17 protein-coding genes are annotated in these 22867 nt (G+C 36.9%); 9 read left to right on the forward strand and 8 right to left on the reverse strand.

Features of this window, described 5'->3' with window-relative positions:
* Positions 1-26: 26 nt before the first annotated feature.
* The 6 genes from ACQKOG_RS15630 to ACQKOG_RS15655 form a co-directional block, all read right to left on the reverse strand.
* Positions 27-2774, reverse strand: a complete 2748-nt coding sequence (locus ACQKOG_RS15630) for an InlB B-repeat-containing protein (RefSeq protein WP_427447311.1) — start codon at positions 2772-2774, stop codon at positions 27-29.
* 349 nt (positions 2775-3123) lie between these two features.
* On the reverse strand, positions 3124-5163 hold the full coding sequence (locus tag ACQKOG_RS15635; RefSeq protein ID WP_402871047.1) for a TRAP transporter permease: 2040 nt from the start codon (positions 5161-5163) through the stop codon (positions 3124-3126).
* On the reverse strand, positions 5160-5675 hold the full coding sequence (locus ACQKOG_RS15640; protein WP_370082895.1) for a DUF1850 domain-containing protein: 516 nt from the start codon (positions 5673-5675) through the stop codon (positions 5160-5162). Before ACQKOG_RS15640 ends, ACQKOG_RS15635 begins: the two co-directional genes overlap by 4 nt.
* Before the next feature lie 288 nt (positions 5676-5963).
* Positions 5964-6968 (reverse strand): TAXI family TRAP transporter solute-binding subunit, encoded by a 1005-nt coding sequence (locus ACQKOG_RS15645; protein WP_427447314.1) that lies wholly within the window; start codon positions 6966-6968, stop codon positions 5964-5966.
* Between the two features lie 692 nt (positions 6969-7660).
* A complete protein-coding gene (locus ACQKOG_RS15650) occupies positions 7661-8212 on the reverse strand; it encodes a superoxide dismutase family protein (RefSeq protein WP_370082891.1) in 552 nt (183 codons plus the stop codon).
* A gap of 187 nt (positions 8213-8399) precedes the next feature.
* Entirely contained in the window at positions 8400-9179 is a 780-nt protein-coding gene (locus tag ACQKOG_RS15655; protein ID WP_427447316.1) for a 3D domain-containing protein, read from the reverse strand.
* Between the two features lie 280 nt (positions 9180-9459).
* Between ACQKOG_RS15655 and ACQKOG_RS15660 the strand changes: the two genes are divergently transcribed.
* The gene (locus tag ACQKOG_RS15660) at positions 9460-9642 is read left to right on the forward strand and encodes a putative motility protein (protein ID WP_370082887.1); all 183 of its coding nucleotides are present in this window, start codon (positions 9460-9462) and stop codon (positions 9640-9642) included.
* A gap of 126 nt (positions 9643-9768) precedes the next feature.
* Positions 9769-10890, forward strand: coding sequence for a response regulator (locus ACQKOG_RS15665; protein ID WP_415732888.1), 1122 nt, complete (start codon positions 9769-9771; stop codon positions 10888-10890).
* 225 nt (positions 10891-11115) lie between these two features.
* On the opposite strand, the gene ACQKOG_RS15670 is transcribed toward ACQKOG_RS15665, so the two are convergent.
* Positions 11116-12138, reverse strand: a complete 1023-nt coding sequence (locus ACQKOG_RS15670) for a GGDEF domain-containing protein (RefSeq protein ID WP_370082885.1) — start codon at positions 12136-12138, stop codon at positions 11116-11118.
* A 671-nt stretch (positions 12139-12809) separates the two neighbouring features.
* On the opposite strand from ACQKOG_RS15670, the gene ACQKOG_RS15675 reads away from it, so the two are divergent.
* The 5 genes from ACQKOG_RS15675 to ACQKOG_RS15695 all read left to right on the forward strand — a co-directional run bounded on the left by ACQKOG_RS15675 (position 12810) and on the right by ACQKOG_RS15695 (position 20315).
* A complete protein-coding gene (locus ACQKOG_RS15675) occupies positions 12810-15839 on the forward strand; it encodes an ATP-binding protein (RefSeq protein ID WP_427447319.1) in 3030 nt (1009 codons plus the stop codon).
* A gap of 358 nt (positions 15840-16197) precedes the next feature.
* Positions 16198-16887 (forward strand): response regulator transcription factor, encoded by a 690-nt coding sequence (locus ACQKOG_RS15680; RefSeq protein ID WP_370082881.1) that lies wholly within the window; start codon positions 16198-16200, stop codon positions 16885-16887.
* On the forward strand, positions 16884-17870 hold the full coding sequence (locus ACQKOG_RS15685; protein WP_370082879.1) for a sensor histidine kinase: 987 nt from the start codon (positions 16884-16886) through the stop codon (positions 17868-17870). Before ACQKOG_RS15680 ends, ACQKOG_RS15685 begins: the two co-directional genes overlap by 4 nt.
* 110 nt (positions 17871-17980) lie before the next feature.
* Entirely contained in the window at positions 17981-18742 is a 762-nt protein-coding gene (locus ACQKOG_RS15690) for an ABC transporter ATP-binding protein (RefSeq protein WP_370082877.1), read from the forward strand.
* A complete protein-coding gene (locus tag ACQKOG_RS15695) occupies positions 18732-20315 on the forward strand; it encodes an FtsX-like permease family protein (protein ID WP_427447323.1) in 1584 nt (527 codons plus the stop codon). Before ACQKOG_RS15690 ends, ACQKOG_RS15695 begins: the two co-directional genes overlap by 11 nt.
* A 402-nt stretch (positions 20316-20717) precedes the next feature.
* Here ACQKOG_RS15695 and ACQKOG_RS15700 read toward each other — a convergent pair whose 3' ends face one another.
* Complete coding sequence (locus ACQKOG_RS15700; protein WP_370082873.1) at positions 20718-21158, reverse strand: hypothetical protein; 441 nt, start codon at positions 21156-21158, stop codon at positions 20718-20720.
* Positions 21159-21328: 170 nt separating this feature from the next.
* On the opposite strand from ACQKOG_RS15700, the gene ACQKOG_RS15705 reads away from it, so the two are divergent.
* Entirely contained in the window at positions 21329-21967 is a 639-nt protein-coding gene (locus ACQKOG_RS15705; protein WP_427447325.1) for a YfbR-like 5'-deoxynucleotidase, read from the forward strand.
* A 364-nt stretch (positions 21968-22331) separates the two neighbouring features.
* Complete coding sequence (locus tag ACQKOG_RS15710; RefSeq protein ID WP_370082869.1) at positions 22332-22844, forward strand: zf-HC2 domain-containing protein; 513 nt, start codon at positions 22332-22334, stop codon at positions 22842-22844.
* The last annotated feature ends 23 nt before the right edge of the window (positions 22845-22867 follow it).

The raw sequence follows: 22867 nt of genomic DNA on the forward strand, positions 1-22867 counted from the left end.
ACGATACATCCCCTTCATAGTAAGACTTATAAACCAAGCGCTCTATACATAAACGCTGTAAATTGTGCGCGTGTTAAGTTTTCATTCGGTCTAAAATTACCGTTTTCATCACCTAGTGCAATGTTATGATCTGCTAGAGTCGCAATATATCCACTCGCCCAGTGTGATGGATCGACATCTTTAAACGTACTTTTTCCTTCAGGCGTTAGGCCAAATGCAAGCACCATTATTTTTGCCATTTGGGCACGTGTTATATATGCATCTGGTCGGAAAGCTCCGTTTGAACCATCCACGATACCTGCTCGTTGCAGTCGTGTAATTTGTTCATAATATATATGGTTTTCAGGTACATCCGAAAATGATACAGCCTCTCGAATTGGTGCTGGTCGTAACGCACGGTCAATCATAAGTACCACATGCTGACGTTGAGCCAGATCGTTTGGTCGGAAAGTGCCATCTGGGTATCCTTTAATAATGCATCGATTAGCAATTTCTTTAATTATATCTTTTGCCCAGTTATGATCAATATCCTTAAAAGCAATATCACAGCCTTTACTCTCCTTCATCCATCGAGCATATAATGTTAAGTCTTCTGTGACTACATCTTTCTTAAAATTCCACGCCTTTATGAATTCTTTATTTTTATACCAGCCGATAAATGTGTAGCCATCCTTCTTTGGATTAGAAGGGGCTTTTACTAAAGCTTTATACGCCACTGTTTGGGACGGGATTTCACTGCCTCCGTTTGAATCAAAAGTAACGATATAGCTACCTTCTGACACATTATCCTTTGTCCATTTCGCATACAACGTTATGTCCGCTGTTACTTTATCTTTCGTAAAGTCCCATGCATTTTGAAGCTCTACATCCTTATACCAGCCAGTAAATTGATAGCCATTCTTCACTGGAGTAAACGGAGCCTTCACTAGGTCGTTAAATCCAACTGTTTGTGGCGGTACTTCACTCCCACCATTGGAATCAAAAGTGACAGTGTTTAGATGCGTCCAGCCAGATCCTCCACCTGATGTGTGATCCTTTGTCCATTTCGCATACAATGTAACATTTTTAGTCACTACGTCTTTTGCAAAATCCCATAACACTGTTAATTCTTTATCTTTATGCCAGCCGTTGAATGTATAGCCTTCCTTCTTTGGAGCAGCTGGTGCTTTCACTAATTCGTTATACCCTACAGTTTGGGATGAAACTTCGCTTCCTCCATTGGAATCAAAAGTAACAATATAGCTTACTTTCGACCATTTAGCGTATAGCGTGATATCTTTTTCCACTACATCTTGATCGATATTCCATGCTTCTGCCAGCCCTTTATCTTTATACCAACCCGTAAATGTGTACCCTTCTTTTACCGGATTGGATGGGGCTTTCACTAATTCACCAGGTACCACCGATTGGGATGGTACTTTGCTTCCTCCATTGGAATCAAAAGTAACGATATAGCTTACTTTCGACCACTTGGCGTATAGCGTGATGTCTTTCGTTACTAAATCTTGATCGAAATCCCAAACTTCCGTAAGCCCTTTATCTTTATACCAACCCGCAAATGTGTACCCTTCTTTTAACGGAGTGGATGGGACTTTCACTAAGCCACCTGGTTCTACTGATTGGGATGGTACCTTGCTTCCTCCATCGGAATCAAACGTGACTGTATATTCCGTTTTTTCCCATTTAGCATATAACGTGATATCTTTCTTCACTACATCTTGATCGAAATCCCATAGTTGCGTCAGTTCTTTATCCTTATACCAACCTTCAAATGCGTAGCCCTCTTTCACTGGATTCGACGGAGCTTCCATTGTTTCGTTATATGCTACCATTATCGACGGAACTTCACTTCCACCATTAGAATCAAAAGTGACAGCATAATGGCTCCACTTTGCATAAATTGTCATTGGTTTTGATACTGAGTAACTCCAAACTTTTGTAAAATCCTCATCTTCAAACCAACCCAAAAACGTTCTCCCTTCCTTCTTTTGTGGATTGAATGGAGAATTTTTCTCAGACCATTGGAAATTATGTGTACCAGTAAACGTTACAAAATCAAGACTGTTATTATAAAAAGCATTACTTTTAATCTCTATAACACTTTCTGGAATTTCTACACTTGTTATCGAATTTCCATTGAAAGCTGAAAATCCTATTGATGTAACACCTGATGGAATCTCTATACTTGTTAACTTATTATTAGTAAATGCAAAATCCTTTATCGTTGTTACGCTAGATGGAATCTCTACGTTTGTTAATCGATTATTTAAAAACGCGGCTGCCTCTATTGTCTTAACGCCATCCGGAATTTTTACACTTGTTAATTGATTGTCAAAAAATGCACTTTGCCCTATTGTTCGAACGTTCGGCGGAATATCCACATTCGTTAATTTATTACTAGAAAATGCAAGTTCCCCAATCGTTTTCACACTTGACGGAATCTTTACACTCGCTAGACTCTTACCAGAAAATGCTCCATTCCCTATTTCTATAACGGGTTTGCCCCAGATTTCATCAGGTATATTAATATAATCCTTTGATATACCAAAATAATGCTTAGTAATAGCAACACCATCGCCAAGATCCTTTATTATAAAAGCATCTTCTGGTGGTGATTTGTTTTCATCATCCTTTAGAATATTTTCATCTTTTAAATTTCTCGATTGTACAATATCAGTTTCATTGTTGCTTGTCGCATAAACAGATAGATTACCCAATGACAATTGAGAAAAGATTAAAAGGATAATCATTAAAAGTAAACTTGCTTTTTTCATTTCGAAATCTCCTTTCAATACATTGAAAATATAACAAAGGATAATTACCTTTAAATGGCTAACCTTTATTTGGTTTATCCAAGACTAACAATTCTCAAAAAAACATGCAAATCAACTTTTGCATACTTTTGAACATATTTTGATAATCATTTTTCTTGAAATTTTGTGCTAAGTTATGTATGTGCTTCTTATTCCACTTTCGCTGCAAAAAAAGAATCTGCTCGTTCCTGTAGCTTGTAAGTTAAGCAAATTCCTTCTAAACATACAAGGCATGCACTTACTAACTCAGAAAATGAGCAGATTCTTTTTATTTAATATTATGCGGTCCCAAGCCCTTTTTACGTATTTCTTAAACTATAGCACTCGTTTTACTTTTTTGATCGTCATCACCATCACCTTTATTTTGTGTTACATATTGAATAATAAACATAACAATAAAGATTGCTAAGCCAGCCCAATCCGAGAGTTTTTCTGGATAGATCAGAAGTAAACCCGCTGCAATGGCAATAATGCGTTCAAACCAAAGCATTTTTCGATACCAATAACCGATTACTCCCGCACCTATGGCTACCATTCCTGTAATGGCCGTAATTACTACCCATATAATTTCAGGTATAGTTGTATCAATCATTAGCAATGCAGGTGAAAATACAATCATATACGGAATAATAAACGCTGCAATAGCAAGCTTCGCTGAGTTTACACCTGTTTTAATTGGATCTCCACCAGAGATTCCCGAAGCCGCAAAAGCTGCAAGTGCAACAGGCGGGGTTATATCGGCAATAATACCAAAGTAGAATACAAAGAAGTGTGCCGATAATAAAACAACTACTGGTACCAATTCCTGTGGTGTATTCGGTGATAATAATGCTACGATCGCAGGAGCAGCAATTGTTGATGTAATTACATAGTTCGCTGTTGTCGGAGCCCCCATCCCAAGAATTAAGGAAGCAATCATCACAAAAATCAGCGTTAAAATAATACTACCACCAGCTAATTCCACTAAACTATTAGCTAAACTTAAGCCTAGACCCGTTTTCACAACAACACCTACGATAATACCCGCACAAGCTGTTGCCGCTACAACACCAAGTGCTGTACGAGCCCCTTCAACTAATGCATCAATAATATCCATTGGTTTTAAACGTGTTTCCTTATTAAACATAGCAACGCCAATAGAAATAAGAATACCGTAAAGCGCTGCACGCATTACTGGTGTACCTGTTAACATTAAAACGATGATAGAGATTATCGGTAATAGAAGGTAAATTTTCTTAAATACCTCTCGACGATTTGGCATTTGATCATCACGTAAGCCTTTTAAACCTACACGTTTCGCTTCGAAGTGAGTCATAATCCAAATACCTGTAAAATAAAGCAATGCAGGTATCGCCGCCGCCTTCGCAATATCCCAATACGTTATTCCGCGACCGATAAATTCAACCATTAAAAACGCTGCCGCACCCATAATCGGAGGCATTAACTGCCCACCCGTAGATGCCGCTGCCTCAACCGCACCTGCGAATTCTTTACGGTACCCAAGCTTTTTCATCATTGGAATCGTATATGATCCCGATGTTACAACATTCGCTACAGAGCTTCCTGAAATCGTACCTTGAAGCGCACTAGAAAAAACCGCCACTTTTGCAGGACCACCAATTAATTTACCCGCAAGAGATACCGCTAAATCATTAAAGTATTGGCCAACGCCTGTTTTGACAAGGAATGCTCCAAAGAGTAAAAACACAAAAATAAATGTGGCAGAAACACTAATCGGTGTTCCAAAAATCCCATCTGTCGTAAAATACATAAGATTAACAATACTCTCAATATCTTGCCCTCTGTGCGCCATAAAATCTGGGAAATACGGTCCGAAATAGGCGTATATTAAGAAACATATAGCAATGATGGTAATCGGTACACCTACTGCACGACGGGCTGCTTCAAGCACCAACACGACCGCTATGAGACCTACAATCAAATCTGTTTGCGTAATGGTACCGTTACTATTAACAAGCTCTGTATAATTCATTGTCCAATACGAACCTACTACAATGGATAATACCGCTAAAATATAGTCGAACCACGCTATTTTATTCTTTGCTGCTTTTTTTCGAGCAGGGAATAGCAAGAAAATTAGGGTCAAACCAAAACCTAAATGTATCGTACGCTGAATTTGCGCTGGGAATTGGCCTTTAATTGCCGTGTAAAGCTGGAACAATGAAAACGCTAGCAGTCCAAAGAAAATGACATGCTTCATAATGCCCGATACCGTTCGGACATTGGATTCAATATCATATTTCTCAAGTATCGCTTGTTGCTCTTCAGCTGATATTTGTTCGAATTCTTCTTTTTTTACTTCGTCGTTTGATTTATGCTGTGTCGTCATTTCATCCTTACTCCTTTCCATTGTTCATAAAGTGATAAACGCTTCACCTCAAATAAATAGGATTTTCCCCTTTGTAAGTCTTTTTTTAAATCGTATTCATAATTCTCGTAATCTAATACAAGGTCTAAATCCAAATCGGCAATATAGATCGTAAAATTTTCAATGACTTCATTGTCAAACTGCAAAAAATACTTACCATTGCGTTCTGTTAATGTTTGATTTTTTTCTGCATAGCTCGGCATGCCGATTGCTAAACTTTCATACTCCATCCCTAACATTTGAATACGTGTTCCATCTATGTATTTATAATGTTCGAGTACATCCGTTTTATGGATAGAGTGAGTATATCTAATTTCAAATGTATCCTCAGTTGTCAGTGGTATATAATGCACTATCGGATCATTTATACGTGTTTCCGTAAATGCGAATACCTTTTGAAGAGGAAGAAAAATGACGATACTAAAGCAAATACATAAAAAAGCTAAAACAATTATTAATGTTCTCTTTCGCACTGCATCTGTTCCCCCACATCAATTATGCCCCGGCATAATTCAGTGACATCCGCCTGAGGCTTTAACTTCTTTCAGCGATTGTCTTTTGTACCGAAAGCGCAGCGACAGATACAGGTGTTTGAATACCCGCTGAAAGAAGTTAAAACTATTCGCTATTACTCACGACTTATACTTAACGGAAGAAAAGAGACTCGAAGCTTTACGCAATCCGAGCCTCTTCGTATTAAGAAAATAACTTTTTACTCGCTTTAAGCTATAGTTTGATAAAATCCAAACCCGAATGTTCCGTTATTTCTTTTCATCAAAGTATTTTTGAGCACCTGGGTGAACATCAATACTAATACCGTCTAAACCTGTCTTCGCTTTGATAAATGCCCCTTTAGCGTGAGAAATTTTACCTGCGTTATCATAAATAGCTTTCGTCATCGAATAAACAACATCTTCTGGAAGATCTTTTTTAACCGCTAGCATCGCCAGTACTGAAACTGTTTCAGTATCATTTGCAATACCATACGTACCTTTTGTTACTGTATCTTTTGCATAGTAAGGATATTTAGCAATTAACTCATCTGCTTTACCAGCATCCATACCGATAATATTTACTTTAGTTGTCGCGTTTAATGCCTCTACTGCACTAGTTGGTGTACCTGCAGTGATAAACGCCGCATCAATTTGGCCAGATTGAAGGCCGTCAGTAGACTCACCAAAGTCAAGGTTTTGTGCTTTGATATCATCCATTTTTAGACCATGAATTTCAAGTAATTGTTCAGCATTTGCGTAAGTTCCAGAACCTGGCGCACCGACAGAAACCTTTTTCCCTTTTAAATCAGCGTATGATTTAATGCCTGATGCTTCAGTCGTTACTAATTGTACTGTTTCTGGATAAAGTGCACCTAAAGCAGCAATTGAATCGATTTTTTTGCCATCAAACATAAATTTTCCTTCAGTAGCGTAATAAGCAATATCTGATTGTACAAATGCAATTTCACCTTTACCATCTTGCAAAGCCGTCATGTTGGCAGCAGATGCTTGAGATACTTCAGCAGTTGTTTTAATGCCCGTTTCTTTAGAAATAAAATCAGCAAACGTTCCACCTAGTGCATAGTAAGTACCTTGCGTTCCCCCTGTTAATAAGTTCAAAAATTTAATGTCGGATGATGGCTTTTCAGACGACGCCGAATCTCCTTTATTCGTGTCCTTTGAACCTGTTCCGCTATCAGACCCACACGCAGCCAAAATCAATAGCGTAAAGGCACTTAATAGCATTAATAACCTGAATTGTTTTTTCTTCATAGTAACCTTCCCCCTTTGGTTAAAAATAAGAATCTATTTAAAATTATCAAACATAGTATAATAATGTCAATCTATTTATTGTAAATTCAGTCTTTTATAATTATGCTATTTCTCTTAAATACTCATTATTCCCAACGTTTATCAATATCTCCTTCACACTAAATTTATCTACATTAAGCTATCAAATTCTTTTTTTCAAGAAAACATTTTTAGTTTCTACATGTATGAAAAATGCATATTTTATTTTTATCTTTTATAAAAATGTATGTTATGTATATAAGTTGATTGGAGTGGAGGCTGGGCGACTCCTTGGGATTAGCAATAGAGGAACGAAGGCTAAAACCATCACATCCTGTGATAACTCCTTCGTGACCAACATCGTGTTGGCCCGAGACCCCGCAGCGAAGCAGATGTTTTTTGTGCGAAAGCGAAGCGACAGCAACAACTGTTTTGTCTGTGCGAAAGCGAAGCGACAGCAACAACTGTTTTGTCTGTGCGAAAGCGAAGCGACAGCAACAACAAAGCGCCCAGCCGGAACGGAAATCAACCCTACGTTATGATGACGAGTTATTTTTTCCATAGACCAAAGTGGTTGATTTCAGGAAATTAATCATTTGTTGTCGATTTTTACCCCCAAAACAAAAATACTGTATCTAAAGTGTTTTACTCCAGATACAGTCGATTCAATTTCCTTATTGAATAATGCCACAAGCAATTCTAGCACCAGAATTACCAGAAGGATCTGTTTTATAATCATCCTCAGATTCATGAATGATTAATGTAGTGCCTCCATCACGTAACAATGAGTTAGCAGCATCTTTTTCTAAAGTTAACCCTTCAGCTAAGAAATTCAGATCAACTTTACCATCTTCTCCAACCTCTAAATTCGGAAGATCTCCTAAATGATATCCCTTAGGATTATCCTTCCCATGCTCTTTACTCGTTGGATTAAAATGAGGACCTGCCGATTCAAATGTTGGTGGTTCACACTTCCCAACGGAGTGAATATGAATGCCATGTTTTCCGGCTGGCAATCCTGATAGTGCGAGTGTCACCTTAACCCCATTATCCTCTTCCTCAAAATATGCATTGCCGTAGCTTTCATTATTTTTACCAATTACTTTCGCAGTTGCAGTTGGTCCTGAACTTGCGTTAACTGCCACTTTTTGCTCCTTCTTTTCAAAGAAACTACAACCACCGACAAATACTAATAAAGAAATAATTATTAAGCTCATTTTTTTCATGAAAATACCTCCTCTATTTCAGATGGTTGCCAACAATCCTTCCACTTATGCAATTCCACTGAGAATTTTGTGAATTGTTGGTTACAGAGTAAACTTTGTACACTTGGCTTTTAATCAATGTTGATTCTTAAAAACAATGCAAAATAAAAGGATATCTCCAACCCAAGGAGACACCCTTCCACTTACATTAATTTAAAATTTTTACAGTTACACTTTTGACGCCCCACTGACGAGCTTGTCCCTCGGTAGGAATAAATACGTCAATTTTATTACCTTTTATCGCTCCGCCAGTATCTGCTGCAATTGCTTCTCCGTAACCTTCAACCCAAACTCTTGTACCAAGAGGAATTACACGCGGATCTACAGCAATTACCTTTAAGTTTGGATTCGATCTGATATCTGTTCCATTAGCTGTAATCCCCGAACATCCTTCACAATACGCTGTATAGGCAGTTGCTCGCATAGTTAACGTTTTGCCTGTATTTGTTGGAGCACTCACTGTATTTGTTTTTGTGCTCGATGTCGTTACTTTCTTTTTACTTGATGTCGTTGCCACTTTTGTAGTTTTGCTTTCGGCAGTTTTAGGTTTTGCCGCTGATGCTTTGATAGCTAATGATTCACCTACATAAATTAGATCGGATGGAAGGTCATTCCATTCCTTTAATTCTTGCACTGACACTCCATTTACGCGCGCAATTGTAAATAATGTATCCCCGGCCTCAACGAAATGTTGATCACTATCAATTTTCGGCTCGACTACATTTAAATCTTGCTCTGGATAAAACCATGTCGAGTCTGTCTCATTCAGTGGCTCATAATCTCCTAAAGATAAATTGTAAATTTTCGAGACTCCCCACAATGTATCGAATGGCCAAAAAGAGATTTTGTCCTTAGCAAATGATGGACTAGCAAATAAACCTAATCCCAAGATTAATGTTCCAGCTAAAGCTAAAGCTTGTTTTTTCATATTTTATAACCTCCATATTTTAATACTTTGCAATCTGCTGCTAGCACACTAGAGTTAGGTTCTTTTATGCAAGCAATACTAGAGAATGCAATTAATAACTCAGGACAACGGACCTGATATTACGAATTATTACTATAAAGGAGGAAAAATATACAATATCGATTATATTTTTGGTAAATTGAACAATTTTAAGGTAAAACTACTGCAAAACTATTTGCAATTTTTATATGTTGGAAAATCAGTGCTTTTATCCGATAATATGGTAAAGGAGGAATGTAGGGTGGAAGTTAATACAATAATGTCTTCTCAGATTATGGAGCTACAACAAACTGTACAAATGAGTGTTATGCAAAATGCGCTCAATCTAAATACTGCAGCTGCTATCAATTTATTAAAAGATCTGCCACAGCAACAAGTGGCTATACATCCACATAAGGGGTCAGTTATTGATATTTCGATTTAACCTACTTCACTACATATCAATTATTCCTCGGCATAATTGTAGCTGTCGCTTCGCTTTCGCTACAGAAAACATTTGCTGAGAGAAGTTAAAATTAATATTTGAAAGTTGGTGCCCTTTTTGATTCGAGTGATAGTAATGGATGATGAGCCATTAGCTCTTATAAATATGGAGAAGAAGTTAAAAGAATTTAATTCAATAGAGGTCATTAAATCTTTTACAACTGTAAAAGATTTGCTGGCAGAGGGACCGAGCTTGGATTTTCAAGTAGCATTTTTAGATGTTGAAATGCCCGGCATGAACGGATTAGAGATTGCACAGCTATTAAAAGAATGGAACAAGAATATTTTTATTGTATTTGTCACTGCGTATCGGGACTATGCTGTTCAAGCATTTGAAATTCACTCCATAGACTATTTACTAAAACCTATTTCAAAAGCTCGTCTAGAGACAACTATTAACAGAATCCAAGAACTCCTTCACCTAGAAAATAAATCAACTCCTATACAAATACGAAATAAACCCGCTCTTGCAATACAATGCTTTGGAGGATTCGTTGTTTTATACAATAACAAAGCCGTCCATTGGAGAACGCTTAAAACAAAAGAATTATTTGCCTTTCTTTTTTCCAACCTAAATAGCCAAGTCCCTCGTGATACAATCATCGATGCTTTATGGGCAGATACGGAATTAAAAAAAGCGAGGGTACAGTTACATACAACAGTTTCCTATCTACGTACTACGCTTTCAACTTTGGGCTATTTAGAAGTCATACAGTATGCAAATGGCTGTTATATTTTGCAAATAGAGGATTTTCAATGTGATGTCCATGACTTAGAGCATATTTTAAATGCTAAAGCAGAGACTGGAAAGATTGATGTCGAGAGGGCTGAGGCACTAATACAAAGCTACCAAGGTGAGTATATGGCCACCTTAGATTATCCCTGGATTACTAGTAAAGCAAATTTTATGAACAACAAATTTACTCTTTTACTTCATGATTTAGTAGAGCATTATACAGAAATTCATGATGTTAAGAAACGAGAGCAAATTTTACTTTTAACAATAGACCATAATCCATATTCCGATAAAACCATACAGCAGCTAATAAAGCACTATATAGAAGTGGATAATCGAGCAAGTGCAGTGAAGGTTTACAATACCTTTAAAAGTACCTTGTTAGCAGATCTCGGTATTTTACCAGAGCAAGAAACGACTGAGCTATTTAACGCTATATCTGTCGGAAACTAAGAGACCATCGAGAAGATAACTCTCGATGGTCTCTTATCTCGTATTCATTTCACCAGTAATGAAAATCAACTGTCTTACCACCATAGCGTGGGGTTGATTTCCGTTCCGACTTATATACTAACATGCGTTTTGCAAATATCATTTACGGTATTCATTCGAATCAACAGACCTTTATTTAATATTAATTGTAAAAGAAAAAATTTATTATTTGAGTTTGGCTGATATTCATTTGATTAATTCTCCAGATAATTCTTCGACGACACAGATACAATTCTTTCCTGACTGTTTCGCCTTATATAATGCCTTATCTGCCATTGTAATGATCTGATTAGCAGTCTTAATATTTGCTGTAAATGCTGTAATGCCGGCAGACATTGTCACTGGCCTTCCACATGCCGTATCTAACAAGGCCTGCTTAATGCGTACATTCTCCGCCAATTCTAATGCTACATCTATTGTCGTGGATGGTAATATAACCATAAACTCTTCCCCACCATATCGAAAACACATTCCCTGTTGCTCAATGGCCTTCTGCATATGATTTGCGAAAGCTTTTAAAACTTCATCCCCTACAGTATGTCCATATGTATCATTTATACTTTTAAAGTCATCTAGATCTATTAACACTACTGTATGTGGCACTGTATTGACGATTAGCTCATTTAAAATTTGATCCATCCTTCTACGGTTAGGAATTCCCGTTAAGGAGTCTAAATTCAGTTGACTCGTTAAATCAAATATTTCGCTTTCCGAACTTATGACCATGTTTTGTACTACTTTTTTTAATGAATGTGCTTCGTAATACCAGTCATCCATTTCTTCAAGCTTCTGTACTTCTTCTCTCTCCACGCTAGTAGAAAGCTTTTTTAAAGGTCGTGCAATTTTGAAAGCAAGCCATACAGCTACCACAAGTACTGCAACTAACCATAATAGTAAAGGAACGATTATACTTTTTATGAACGCACTAAATGAAACAACTCTTTCATCAAGTAACTTGTCAACCACTTGCACCATATAAGGTTCAATCGACTTATCTTGATTTGGTTCCATCTGTTTTTTTTGTACGTATCTCTCCGTGATTACTGAAACTTCCTTCACATAATTTTCCTGCATGGCAATCTTATTTTGCATAAGAATGTCGTTAAAATTTCGATAGCTACTCCAAATACTAATACTAGCAGTCGCAAGTACAACAATTACCGTCATACTAACAATAACAAACGATAACTTTAACTTGAATTTTCCCACAATAGATCATTTCTCCCATTGAGATGATTTTTTGTTAAATTTTAATACGCTTTAACTCACAAATTATTTATTCCTTCATCATACGTCACGCCTCTTAAAAAAAACTTAAACTAATGACTCTCCCTCAAAATATGTACTTGACTGCACAGTAAGAAGGGGTATCAAATCTCACGCTACGCCCTCAGGGAAACAAGTAGCCTGTAGCGAAAATCAGCTCCCCTATCCTTTCTGATTAGTCTGAAAGTAACGCTTTTAAAAATTTCTTATTTCCATTTTCTAAATTTCATGGCATGGTAAATATAGTGCTTTTAACTTCTTTCAGCAGATGTCTTTTGACCGAAAGCGCAGCGACAGGTACAAATGTTTTCTGTAGCGAAAGCGCAGCGTCAGCTACAGAAATTAAAGCCTCCGGCGGATGTCACAGAATCGGAAATGAGTTAATAAAGGATGTTAGCCTAAAATCATCGCATCCATGCGATAAAGGCTAACTGACCTGCATCAGTGCTGTGTTGCTGTCGCTTCGCTTTCGCACAGACAAAGACACGTTGCTGCCGCTACGTTAGCACTACGCTTTCGCACAAAAAACATCTGCAGGCCTAAGCACAAAGCCGATTCCGGACGCAATTATGCCGAGGCATAATTGATTACAAGAAGAAATTTTGGAGGTTCTTATGTCACTGTTGAAAAAAGCGACTATACGACATTCACTTTTCATTTTTTTAATTTTCATATTGCTTACTACCCTTCGTTTACTTTGGCTAGCATACTTTCTCCCTTCAAGTAATCAACCAATCGCCCAGGAAGGTATATTTGATATACGGGATCAGCAGTTATCCGACGAAGAAGTTCTTAACTTAGATGGTGAATGGCTCTATTATCCCGGATCATTAATAGATCCCTTAAACATTAATACCCAATCATTTGAACAAACTACCCGAACCGTTCCCATGCGAGATTCAAAGGCAACGACACAACGATATGGTACATACCGTTTAAAAATCTTACTCAATCACGATGCTCCTGAAGATCATCGTTATGCCGTTCGGATTCCTGCAGTGTCGACTGCTTCAGCATTATATATTAATGGGAAGTTGGTTGAACAATCAGGGAAAGTAGCTACTGATTCACATAGTCATAAAGGTCAAGCCGCTCCTTATACTCTTTACTTTACAAATAAGCAGCCTGAAATTGACTTAATTTTACATGTATCTAATTTTGATACATCAGTAAGTTCCAACATTGATAAAAGAGTTTTATTTGGCTCTGCTTCTGCTATGGCTCATCACCAAATGATTAACGATCTATCTCTTGCAACAATTTCGATAACGCTCATATTGTTCGCACTTTTTAGCACCCTTGTGTTCTTTTTTATTAATCCAAAGCCAATTGTTTTACTGTTCACAGTAGGTTTTCTTTTGCCTTTAGCAGATGAATTAATTTCATATGACCAATCTATTATCACTTGGTTACATCTCGATTATGTATGGTCATTTAAGCTATCTACTATCATTTATCTCGGGTCTTCTTTTTTCTTTATCCAATTTATGCGTGTTTTACTAGTCACATATCATAATGCTAAATGCTTTCAGTGGCTCTGTGCTTTCTATTTCCTTTCAGCATTTTTCACTGTCGTCTTACCGATTGATTGGTTATTCGCAATAAATCCTTTTTACTTTATACTTTATGTCGTTTCATTTTTATTTGTAGTAGTACTCGCTTTAAGAGAGTATCTTGAAGATCAAAAACAGAGCACTGCTTTTATTGCATTGACGGCCCTTGGTGCAATGAATGGCATCATATGGGCGTATATCAAATCCATCTATGTTTTTGATATACCCATGTATCCGTTCGATTATTTATTTGTCATGCTCGGTTTTTCGGGTTATTGGTTTAAACGCTTTTTTGAAAATAAAGAGCAAATTAATCAATTGATTGCTAAATTACAAAAGGATGATGCATTAAAGGATGAATTTTTATCCAGTAGCTCACAAAAGCTGTGGGATCCCATGAATAAAATGATTACATTAGGACAGTCCATTTATGATAATCCAAACAATAAGCTTATGACTGATGATAAACAAAACCTGAAGCATTTAATTGATATCGGGAGAAGCATGTCCTTTACGTTAAATGACATACTAGATTTTACTCGTTTAAAGGAAGGTAATTTACATCTCCATAAAAAGAACGTTAGCATCCAAAGTATAGTTTATGGTGTTTTTGACATGTTACGCTTTGTAATAGGCGGAAAACAGATTCAAATGAATTCAACGATTCCTAGGGCATTCCCTAATGTAATGGTTGATGAAAATCGATTGATTCAAATTCTTTTTAATCTCCTACACAACGCCATTAAATATACGAGTGCAGGATCTATAAAAATCAGTGCCCATATAGAAAATAGTATGGCTGTTATCCATATTCGTGACACCGGGTTAGGAATGGATGATGATATCCAAAGTCGTCTATTTTCCCCTTACGAACAAGGCAATGACAACAATGATGGAATTGGTCTCGGTTTATTAATTTCAAAGAAGCTCATCGAATTACATGGTGGAACTTTGCGAATACATTCTATTCCTAACAAAGGATCAGATGTCTATTTCACTTTGCCATTAGCAGAAGGAGACTTTAATGAGGAGCAATCCTATATAGAGGAAGAAGACATACATATTCCTATTGAAGAACATATTTCCCCACCGACAATGGAAAAGCAATTTAAAATTTTAATGGTCGACGATGATCCGGTAAACTTAACAATTATGCGAAGTTTATTTGCAACACCAGAATATGCTGTTACTACAGTTACTTGCAGTGAAAAGGCATTAGAAGTGCTACAGCAAGACGATTGGGATTTAGTCATTATCGATGCGATGCTACCATATATATCTGGCTATGCGTTAATTGAAAGTATTCGAGAACACTACTCATTACTTGAATTGCCTGTCTTATTACTAACAGCTCGTAGTTATTCCGAGGATGTCTATACTGGTTTCGCCCATGGTGCAAATGACTATGTTACGAAGCCTATTAATTCATTAGAGTTAAAGGTAAGGAGCAGAGCCTTAATCGATTTAAAATATAGTATCAATCAACGACTGCATTTGGAAACAGCTTGGCTTCAGGCCCAAATACAGCCTCATTTTTTATTTAATACATTAAATTCAATTGCATCACTAAGTACAATCGATACAGATCGAATGGTTGACTTAATGCATCATTTTGGTGAGTATCTACATGCTAGCTTTGATGTGAGGAATTTACAGCGGGTAGTGCCACTTAAGGATGAGTTAGAACTAGTACGCTCATATCTCTATATTAATCAGCAGCGCTTTGGGAACTTACTAAACATCGAATGGGATATAGATGACACTATCAATATTGAAATCCCCCCTATCTCCTTACAAACTTTAATCGAAAATGCAATTTGTCATGGTGTATTGAAACAGGAAGAAGGCGGTACAGTTTGTATCCGTATAAAGGATTTTCAGGATCATGTGGCAGTAAGTGTTGTAGATGATGGCGTTGGGATTGATCCAAGTATATTAGATGAACTACTATCCGGTAGTACTTCGCCAAACAATGGCGTAGGTTTACGTAATACAGATTTACGTCTTAAAAGGATTTACGGACAGAGGTTACAAATTAAAAGCACATTAAATGAAGGAACAACTGTCACCTTCCATATTCCAAAAAAATAAATAAAGTGGCCATCACCTTCCCAATAGGGTTTGTGGTGGCTCTTTTTTATAGTTTCAAGTTACAATTATTGTATTCAATGAATAATATTAATGGATTTCTAAAAATCAGGGTACATTAAAAATATATAAATAAAGAAGGCTGCTCACCATAACGTAGTGTTGATTTCCGTTCCGACTGGGCGCTTTCCTTGGGGCGTCCGATGAGCCGCTTCACTCGCTGCGCTCGCTCCAGGGCCTCATCTGTGACGCTAATCCCCAAGGAATCGCCCAGTCTCCACTCCAATCAACCAATATACCTTCGTATATTTTAACTAAATACCCACTTTTTAGTGATAGTCTATAAAGAAAGGTCGATACTATGTACAAAATATACATAATAGAGGATGATCCCAATATTTCAAAGATTATTGTGGAGCATTTATCAAAATATCAATTTGAATGCTATACCGTTCAACAATTTAATCATGTAGTAGAAGAATTTCAAGCTATTCAACCTCATCTCGTTATTATGGACATTAACCTACCAACCTATGATGGATACTTTTGGTCGCGCAAAATCCGTCAGCTATCCAAATGCCCGATTATCATTGTATCTGCTCGTGTGAATGATATCGATCAAGTGCATGGGATTGAAAATGGTGCAGATGATTTTATCACTAAGCCCTTCTCACTAGATGTGTTTATGGCAAAAGTGAATGGGCTTATTCGCCGTACATACGGAGAATATGCTTCCTCCGAATCTAATTCAATATCAATTACTAATACAACGTTAAATTCCAATACAGTTCGCCTTTACACCGAGAAACACGAGAGCCTGTTAACGTTAAAAGAAATGCAACTTAGCAAATTACTATTTGAAGCTTATCCTAATGTTGTTCCTCGTCAAAAATTGTTAAGTGCCATTTGGGATGATGAATCCTTCGTTGAAGAAAACACTTTATCTGTTAATATTGGCCGATTACGCAAAAAATTCGAGGCTATTCAATCTAGACTAGAAATTAAAACAATTCGCGGACTTGGTTATCAATTAGTGGAGGCAGAAGAATGAAGCTGTTCTTTCGAGATCATGTAAGTGTCATCATTCTTTATTGTGTAAGTTTTCTATTATTACCTTGGATCATTCATTCATTAGATGATTTATCTTCACACTATCTTTATTTTATCTTTCTCGTTAGCTTCCTATTTACCATTTGGCTGATCGGACGTTATTATCGCAGAAAAAAGCTCTATGTTCATTTACAGAACAGCACATTAACAAACGATGACCTCCATCTGTATGAACCACAGGCTATGATTGAGCAAGCCTATAGCCAAAAACTACGGCAAATGCAATATCTATACTTAACACAGCAACAACATTTAGAAGAGCAAGGAAAAGAAAAGCAGCTTGTGCTTTCTCATTTTGCCCATCAAATGAAAACGCCATTGTCGGTTATTCAACTGATGATCCAATCGAATGCAAATAGCCAATCCGAGCATTTGCAAACAATTAATCAAGAATGCGATAAACTGACGTTTACCCTTAATCAGTTACTAACTTATGAACGTACGTCCAATCTTGTGGCGGATTTAAAAATAGAAGCACTCTCATTAAAAGATCTTATTAAGGAAGTTGTGAACGATTTAAAGGATTATTTCATTGCCAAAGAAGTTTTTCCAAAAGTGACGCTTGTTGAAAATACTATTATTTATTCAGATCGAAAATGGTTAAAAATTGTGCTTTATCAAATCATCAATAACGCCATTAAATACGGTGAGTCCGAAAGTTCTATTCAAATTATTTATGACGAAGCTACTTTACGCATTCAAAACTATGGAGATACGATTCCTGAGAATGAAATTTCACGTGTCTTTGATTTGTTTTATACAGGTGTGAAAGGTAGAACGAGCGGTGAGGCAACAGGTATAGGCTTGTATTTAGTGAAAAAGATTTTAACTGAATTAGAGCACCCTTTTACTTTACAGTCCCATGAGTGCGTCGCTACCTTTTCTATAGATTTTTCAAATAGCGTAAAAAAATCATCATTGTAAGCTCGTAATATGACAACTTTGTCATATTGACGTCATTTAACCAAATAGGTAAAATGCTGCTCCTTCTTTATACTTAAGCTATTCAATCGAAGTAAGGGAGTTGTTGAAAGATGGGAGACTCAATCCTACAAGTGACCAATCTGCAAAAAGAATATATCGGGGAAATCACATATAAAGCATTGAATGGCATAGATTTTCAACTTGGTGAGAATGAATTCGTAGCCGTTATGGGGCCTTCTGGAAGTGGGAAAACTACATTTTTAAATAGCGTGTCAACTATCGATCGCCCTACTGTTGGTGAAATTCTTATAAATGGCAGAAATCCATATTCATTAGATGATGAAGAGCTTGCAAAGTTCCGTCGCTCAGAATTAGGCTTTGTTTTTCAAGATTTTAATCTTGTACACACATTAACGGTGAAAGAAAATATTTTATTACCGTTAACCTTAGATAGTTTACCTGCCGATAAAATGCAGCAACGACTTAAACATGTATCTCAATTTCTAGGAATTGAAGAGCTTCTTTCAAAACGAATTTATGAAATTTCCGGTGGGCAAAAACAACGTGTAGCTATTGCTCGTGCGGTTATTCATGAACCGAGTTTACTGTTGGCAGATGAACCTACAGGAAATCTCGATTCAAAAGCAGTAAATGATGTCATGAATTTATTTAGTTCTATTCATACAGAACTGAAAACTTCCATTTTAATGGTGACACATGATCCTTATGTAGCAAGCTTCGCAAATCGTATTATATTCATTAAGGATGGTAAATTATATAACGAAATTCATCGTGGTCATAATCGTAAACAATTTTACCAGGAAATCATGGACACACTTGCTTTTTTAGGTGGTGGACAGCATGAGCTTTAATCATATCGTTATCCAAAATATTTTACGTGATAAATGGACCTATGTTTCGTATTTCCTTAGCAGTATGTTTTCTATTATTATTTTCTTTCTGTTTACGGTCATTGTATTTCATCCAAGTCTTGCAAGTTTAGATCCAGACTCAACACTTGGCCTTGCATTAATGTTAGCGAGTTTGCTCATCTATTTGTTTTCATTTATTTATATCGCCTATTCCATCATGGCCTTTTTAAAGAAGAAAACAAAAACACTAGGTATTTTTATGATTACTGGTGCATCCATGAAACAAATTCGTACGCTCGTTTTTCGTGAAAATATTCTTATCGGTGTATTGGCGATTATTACAGCAATCATTCTTGGGCTTGTCATTTCGCCACTCTTCTTAATGGGTGCCAAAGTTGTTTTAAATGCAGAAACTTTCGGTATGTATTTCCCTATGAAAGCAATAATTTATTTAATCATCTCACAAGGAATGCGCTTCCTCCTAAAGGCTTTTGAGAGATCGTCAGCCTATATGAAACAAACGAATATGCTACTGGCTTCCAATCTGAATGCAAAAATGAAATCACACGCAAATATACTATTTTTAATCACTCTCTTGTTAAGCGGTGTGTTTTTAAGTACAAGCATTTTATTTAGCTCTTACTACAATGTTAAAAAGGATAGTGAAGAGAATTATCCATACAGTGTTCAGTATATTGCCACGCCTAAGGCTGATCCAAGTATGGTAGAAGCTGATATCGAAAGTATTGAAAAACAATTATCCACAGTGGATTCACATAAATTTTTTATTGAATTTAAATCGAATGAAGAACGTAGAATTGGTTATATGTCAGTTTCTGATTATAATTTGTTACACACTGAAAAAGAAAGCTTAGGTACAAATGAATTTATAGCAGTTGCTGGTAATCGTAAAACTTTGCCAATTACTAATGTAAGTGATGACACATATCTACAGCACTTTAAGCTTATATCTGTAAATGAAAAAAATCTATTAACAACAGGTTTCCAGAAAACGTATTTTATTGTGCCTGATAAAGTTTATAACAGCATCAAATATCCTGTCTACAAAGCCTATTTATTTGAGCTAGACAATTGGACGGCACATACAGAGTTGGCGAAAAAAATTATTAAGGATTTCCCACATATATATGATGAACGTTATGTAACTTCAAAAATCGAATTGTATGACGCAGAGATGTTCACAAAAAGTGTTATGTTCTTTATCGGCTCTATGTTGAGCTTGATTTTCTTAAGTGCAGCTATGAGTATCCTCTACTTCTATTTACAAACGACACTTCTTCAGGAAAAAGAAAAGTATGCAGGCATACGAAAACTTGGGCTATCTAAAAAAGAGTTATTCACTGTAGTTTCTAAAGAGCTGGCAATCCTTATATTTGTACCATTCGCGATAGCCATTACGATGTTATTCGCTACATTATTTGCCATGCGAACAATGGTTTCAGCAGCATTTTTACAAGTCTCTACGATGAGCTCTTTATGCTTCTTTGCCCTGTTCTTCGTTAGTTATATATTTATTCGCAAAAGCTATTTCAAACGCTTGCTTAGCAATTGATGAAAAAAATTCGCACTCCTCTCAGGGTGCGAATTTTTCATAGTGTTGAAAAACTATTGTGTCAATGAAATAAAGTATGGCTCTTCGGCAAAACGAGTGGTTGATTTCCGTTCCGCCTGAGCGCTTTGTTGCTGACGCTTCGCTTTCGCACAGAGCAAAGCTTCCTAGGGGCGTCCGATGAGCCGATTCACTCGCGTTGCTCGCTCCAGGGTCTCATCTGTGACGCTGATCCCCAAGGAGTCGCTCAGTCTCCACTCCAATCAACCACTTCACATAGCATATATCTTCTGGCATGTCACTCTAATTTATAGTGATAAAACGAAACTTCAGCAACAGATGTTTTTTGTACTAAAGCGGAGCGACAGCAACATTCACAAAACTTAGGGTACGATTTTTTATCCTTTACCAAAGCACAGGCTTTGCTACCATTAGCCATAACATAATTAGCAATAACAAAATGTACATCCATGCTTTGCGATGTAACAATGAAGCAAATTTTTGCTGGTCATAGGCAGGTGTATTATATGTCTGTAAAGTCGGTTTGAACGCTCTTGCTAAAAAAACAATGGAGGCTAACATCACAAGAAATGTAAGAACAATCCACGAGGTACTCCAATGATAACCCGCATGCCACATTAATAAAATACCGGATGCAACAAGGACATGCCCCGAATGCTTGACGATCGTAATTGCTCCTTTAAAAGCTTCAATATATGGTGACATTTCAACATGGGATGCTGTACGCATTTTTTTAACAATTGTTAAAACCACGAACAAAGGCCCAATCGAAAGAATGGCACTTAAAATATGTATGTAAAGAAGAAGTGTATAAATTGAAATCACGGTGCATACTCCCTTTTAATCAGTCCCCCTCATTATAGCACCAACATAAGCGTGCTTTATCGTCAATTGTGAATCCTTTGTAAACGCAAAATGAATCATTGTTAAGTTGTTTGAAATTTGCACAAAGAGGGTATGGATTATAGTAACATGCACATATAGACCAAAAAGGAGTGATTTTTATAGGAATTCATCAATTTTTTACAAGTCTTAATGATCTAGAGCGTATTATTCGTTGCCCTGGACGCTTCAAATTTGAAGAGCACAATGTGGCTGCTCACTCTTGGAAGGTATCGCAGTATGCGATGTTCTTTGCCACACTTGAAGAAATGAACGGAGCTACGGTCAATTGGAAATCATTGTATGAAAAAACCATTAACCACGACTTTGCTGAAGTATTTATCGGTGATATTAAAACTCCAGTAAAGCATGCGAGCCCAGAGCTTAAACAAATGCTTGCACATGTGGAAGAAAAAATGATGGAGAAATTTATTATTGATGAGATCCCACAAGAGTTTCAGGCTGTCTTCTTTGAGCGCATGAAAGAAGGTAAGGATAGAACTATAGAAGGTCTTCTACTCGAGTTTGCTGATAAGCTTGACCAATTCTACGAAGCCTTTGCTGAGTTAAAACGTGGAAACACAGATAAAGAATTTGTGCATATGTATCAATCAGCCCTTTCCAAGATTTTAACTATTCCTCTTGAAGCGTCGGTTCACTATTTCCGTACTGAGATTCTGAAGGATGCTGTGAAGGAAAAAACACATATTGATATTCAAGCTTTGACCAATGAAGTATTAACATCAAATTAATAAGGTGCATGTAAGTTTTCCGAACGAATTAACTCACGGAAGGCTTTTTTTATTTTCATCAATTATGCCTTGGCATAATTGCGTCTGGAATCTGCTTCGTGCCTAGGCCTGCGTGAGGCAGGTCAGTTAGCCGTTATCGCATGGATGCGATGATTTTAGGCTAACATCCTATGTGAACGCCTTTTCGATTCCGTGACATCCGCCGGAGGCATTAACTTCTTTCAGCGGATGTTTTTTGTACCGAAAGCGTAGCGACAGGTACAGATGTTTGGACACCCGCTGAAAATTAACTTAAACCCGCATTCATCTGCTGAAAGAAGTTAAAAAGTCGTATAATAGAAGGAGATCGATTGGAGGGAAGCTTTTGTCACAGGAATGTTCAATTGTAGAGGATTTATGGCCTTTGTATAAAAAACAAGCGCTCCAAGCAACTACTGTAGAATTCGTCGAACAACATTTAGCTACTTGTGAGCATTGTCAGCAGCTCGCTACTTCAAAGCAAATACTTGGCTATCATTTATTAATGAAAAGAACGCTCACGTTTTTCCACCTTGTTTTTATCGTACTATCCTTTATGTTTGCCATTAACTCTTCCTTACTTGGCAATCAAACAAGCTTTGCTATATCTTACGCGATTTTCGGCTGTCTTACTTATTTCTTTTACAGAAATATTTGGATTGTTTTTGCTATCAGCTTTATACCTGTTTTCGTATGGGCTATTGTTAACAATATCAATAATTCTCTCTACGTCACCCACTACTCCTTAACAGAAATTGGGACACTGTTGATTGGAGCTAGCTTCATAGCCATTTTACATACTATTTTTGCACTATTCGGTTCTGCCTTTGCTATTCTATTTCGTAGGTTTACAAAATAATGTTACACCAGCAGAAAGAAGTT

The organism is Lysinibacillus sp. NPDC093216, from assembly GCF_050280325.1.
Lineage (GTDB): Bacteria > Bacillota > Bacilli > Bacillales_A > Planococcaceae > Lysinibacillus.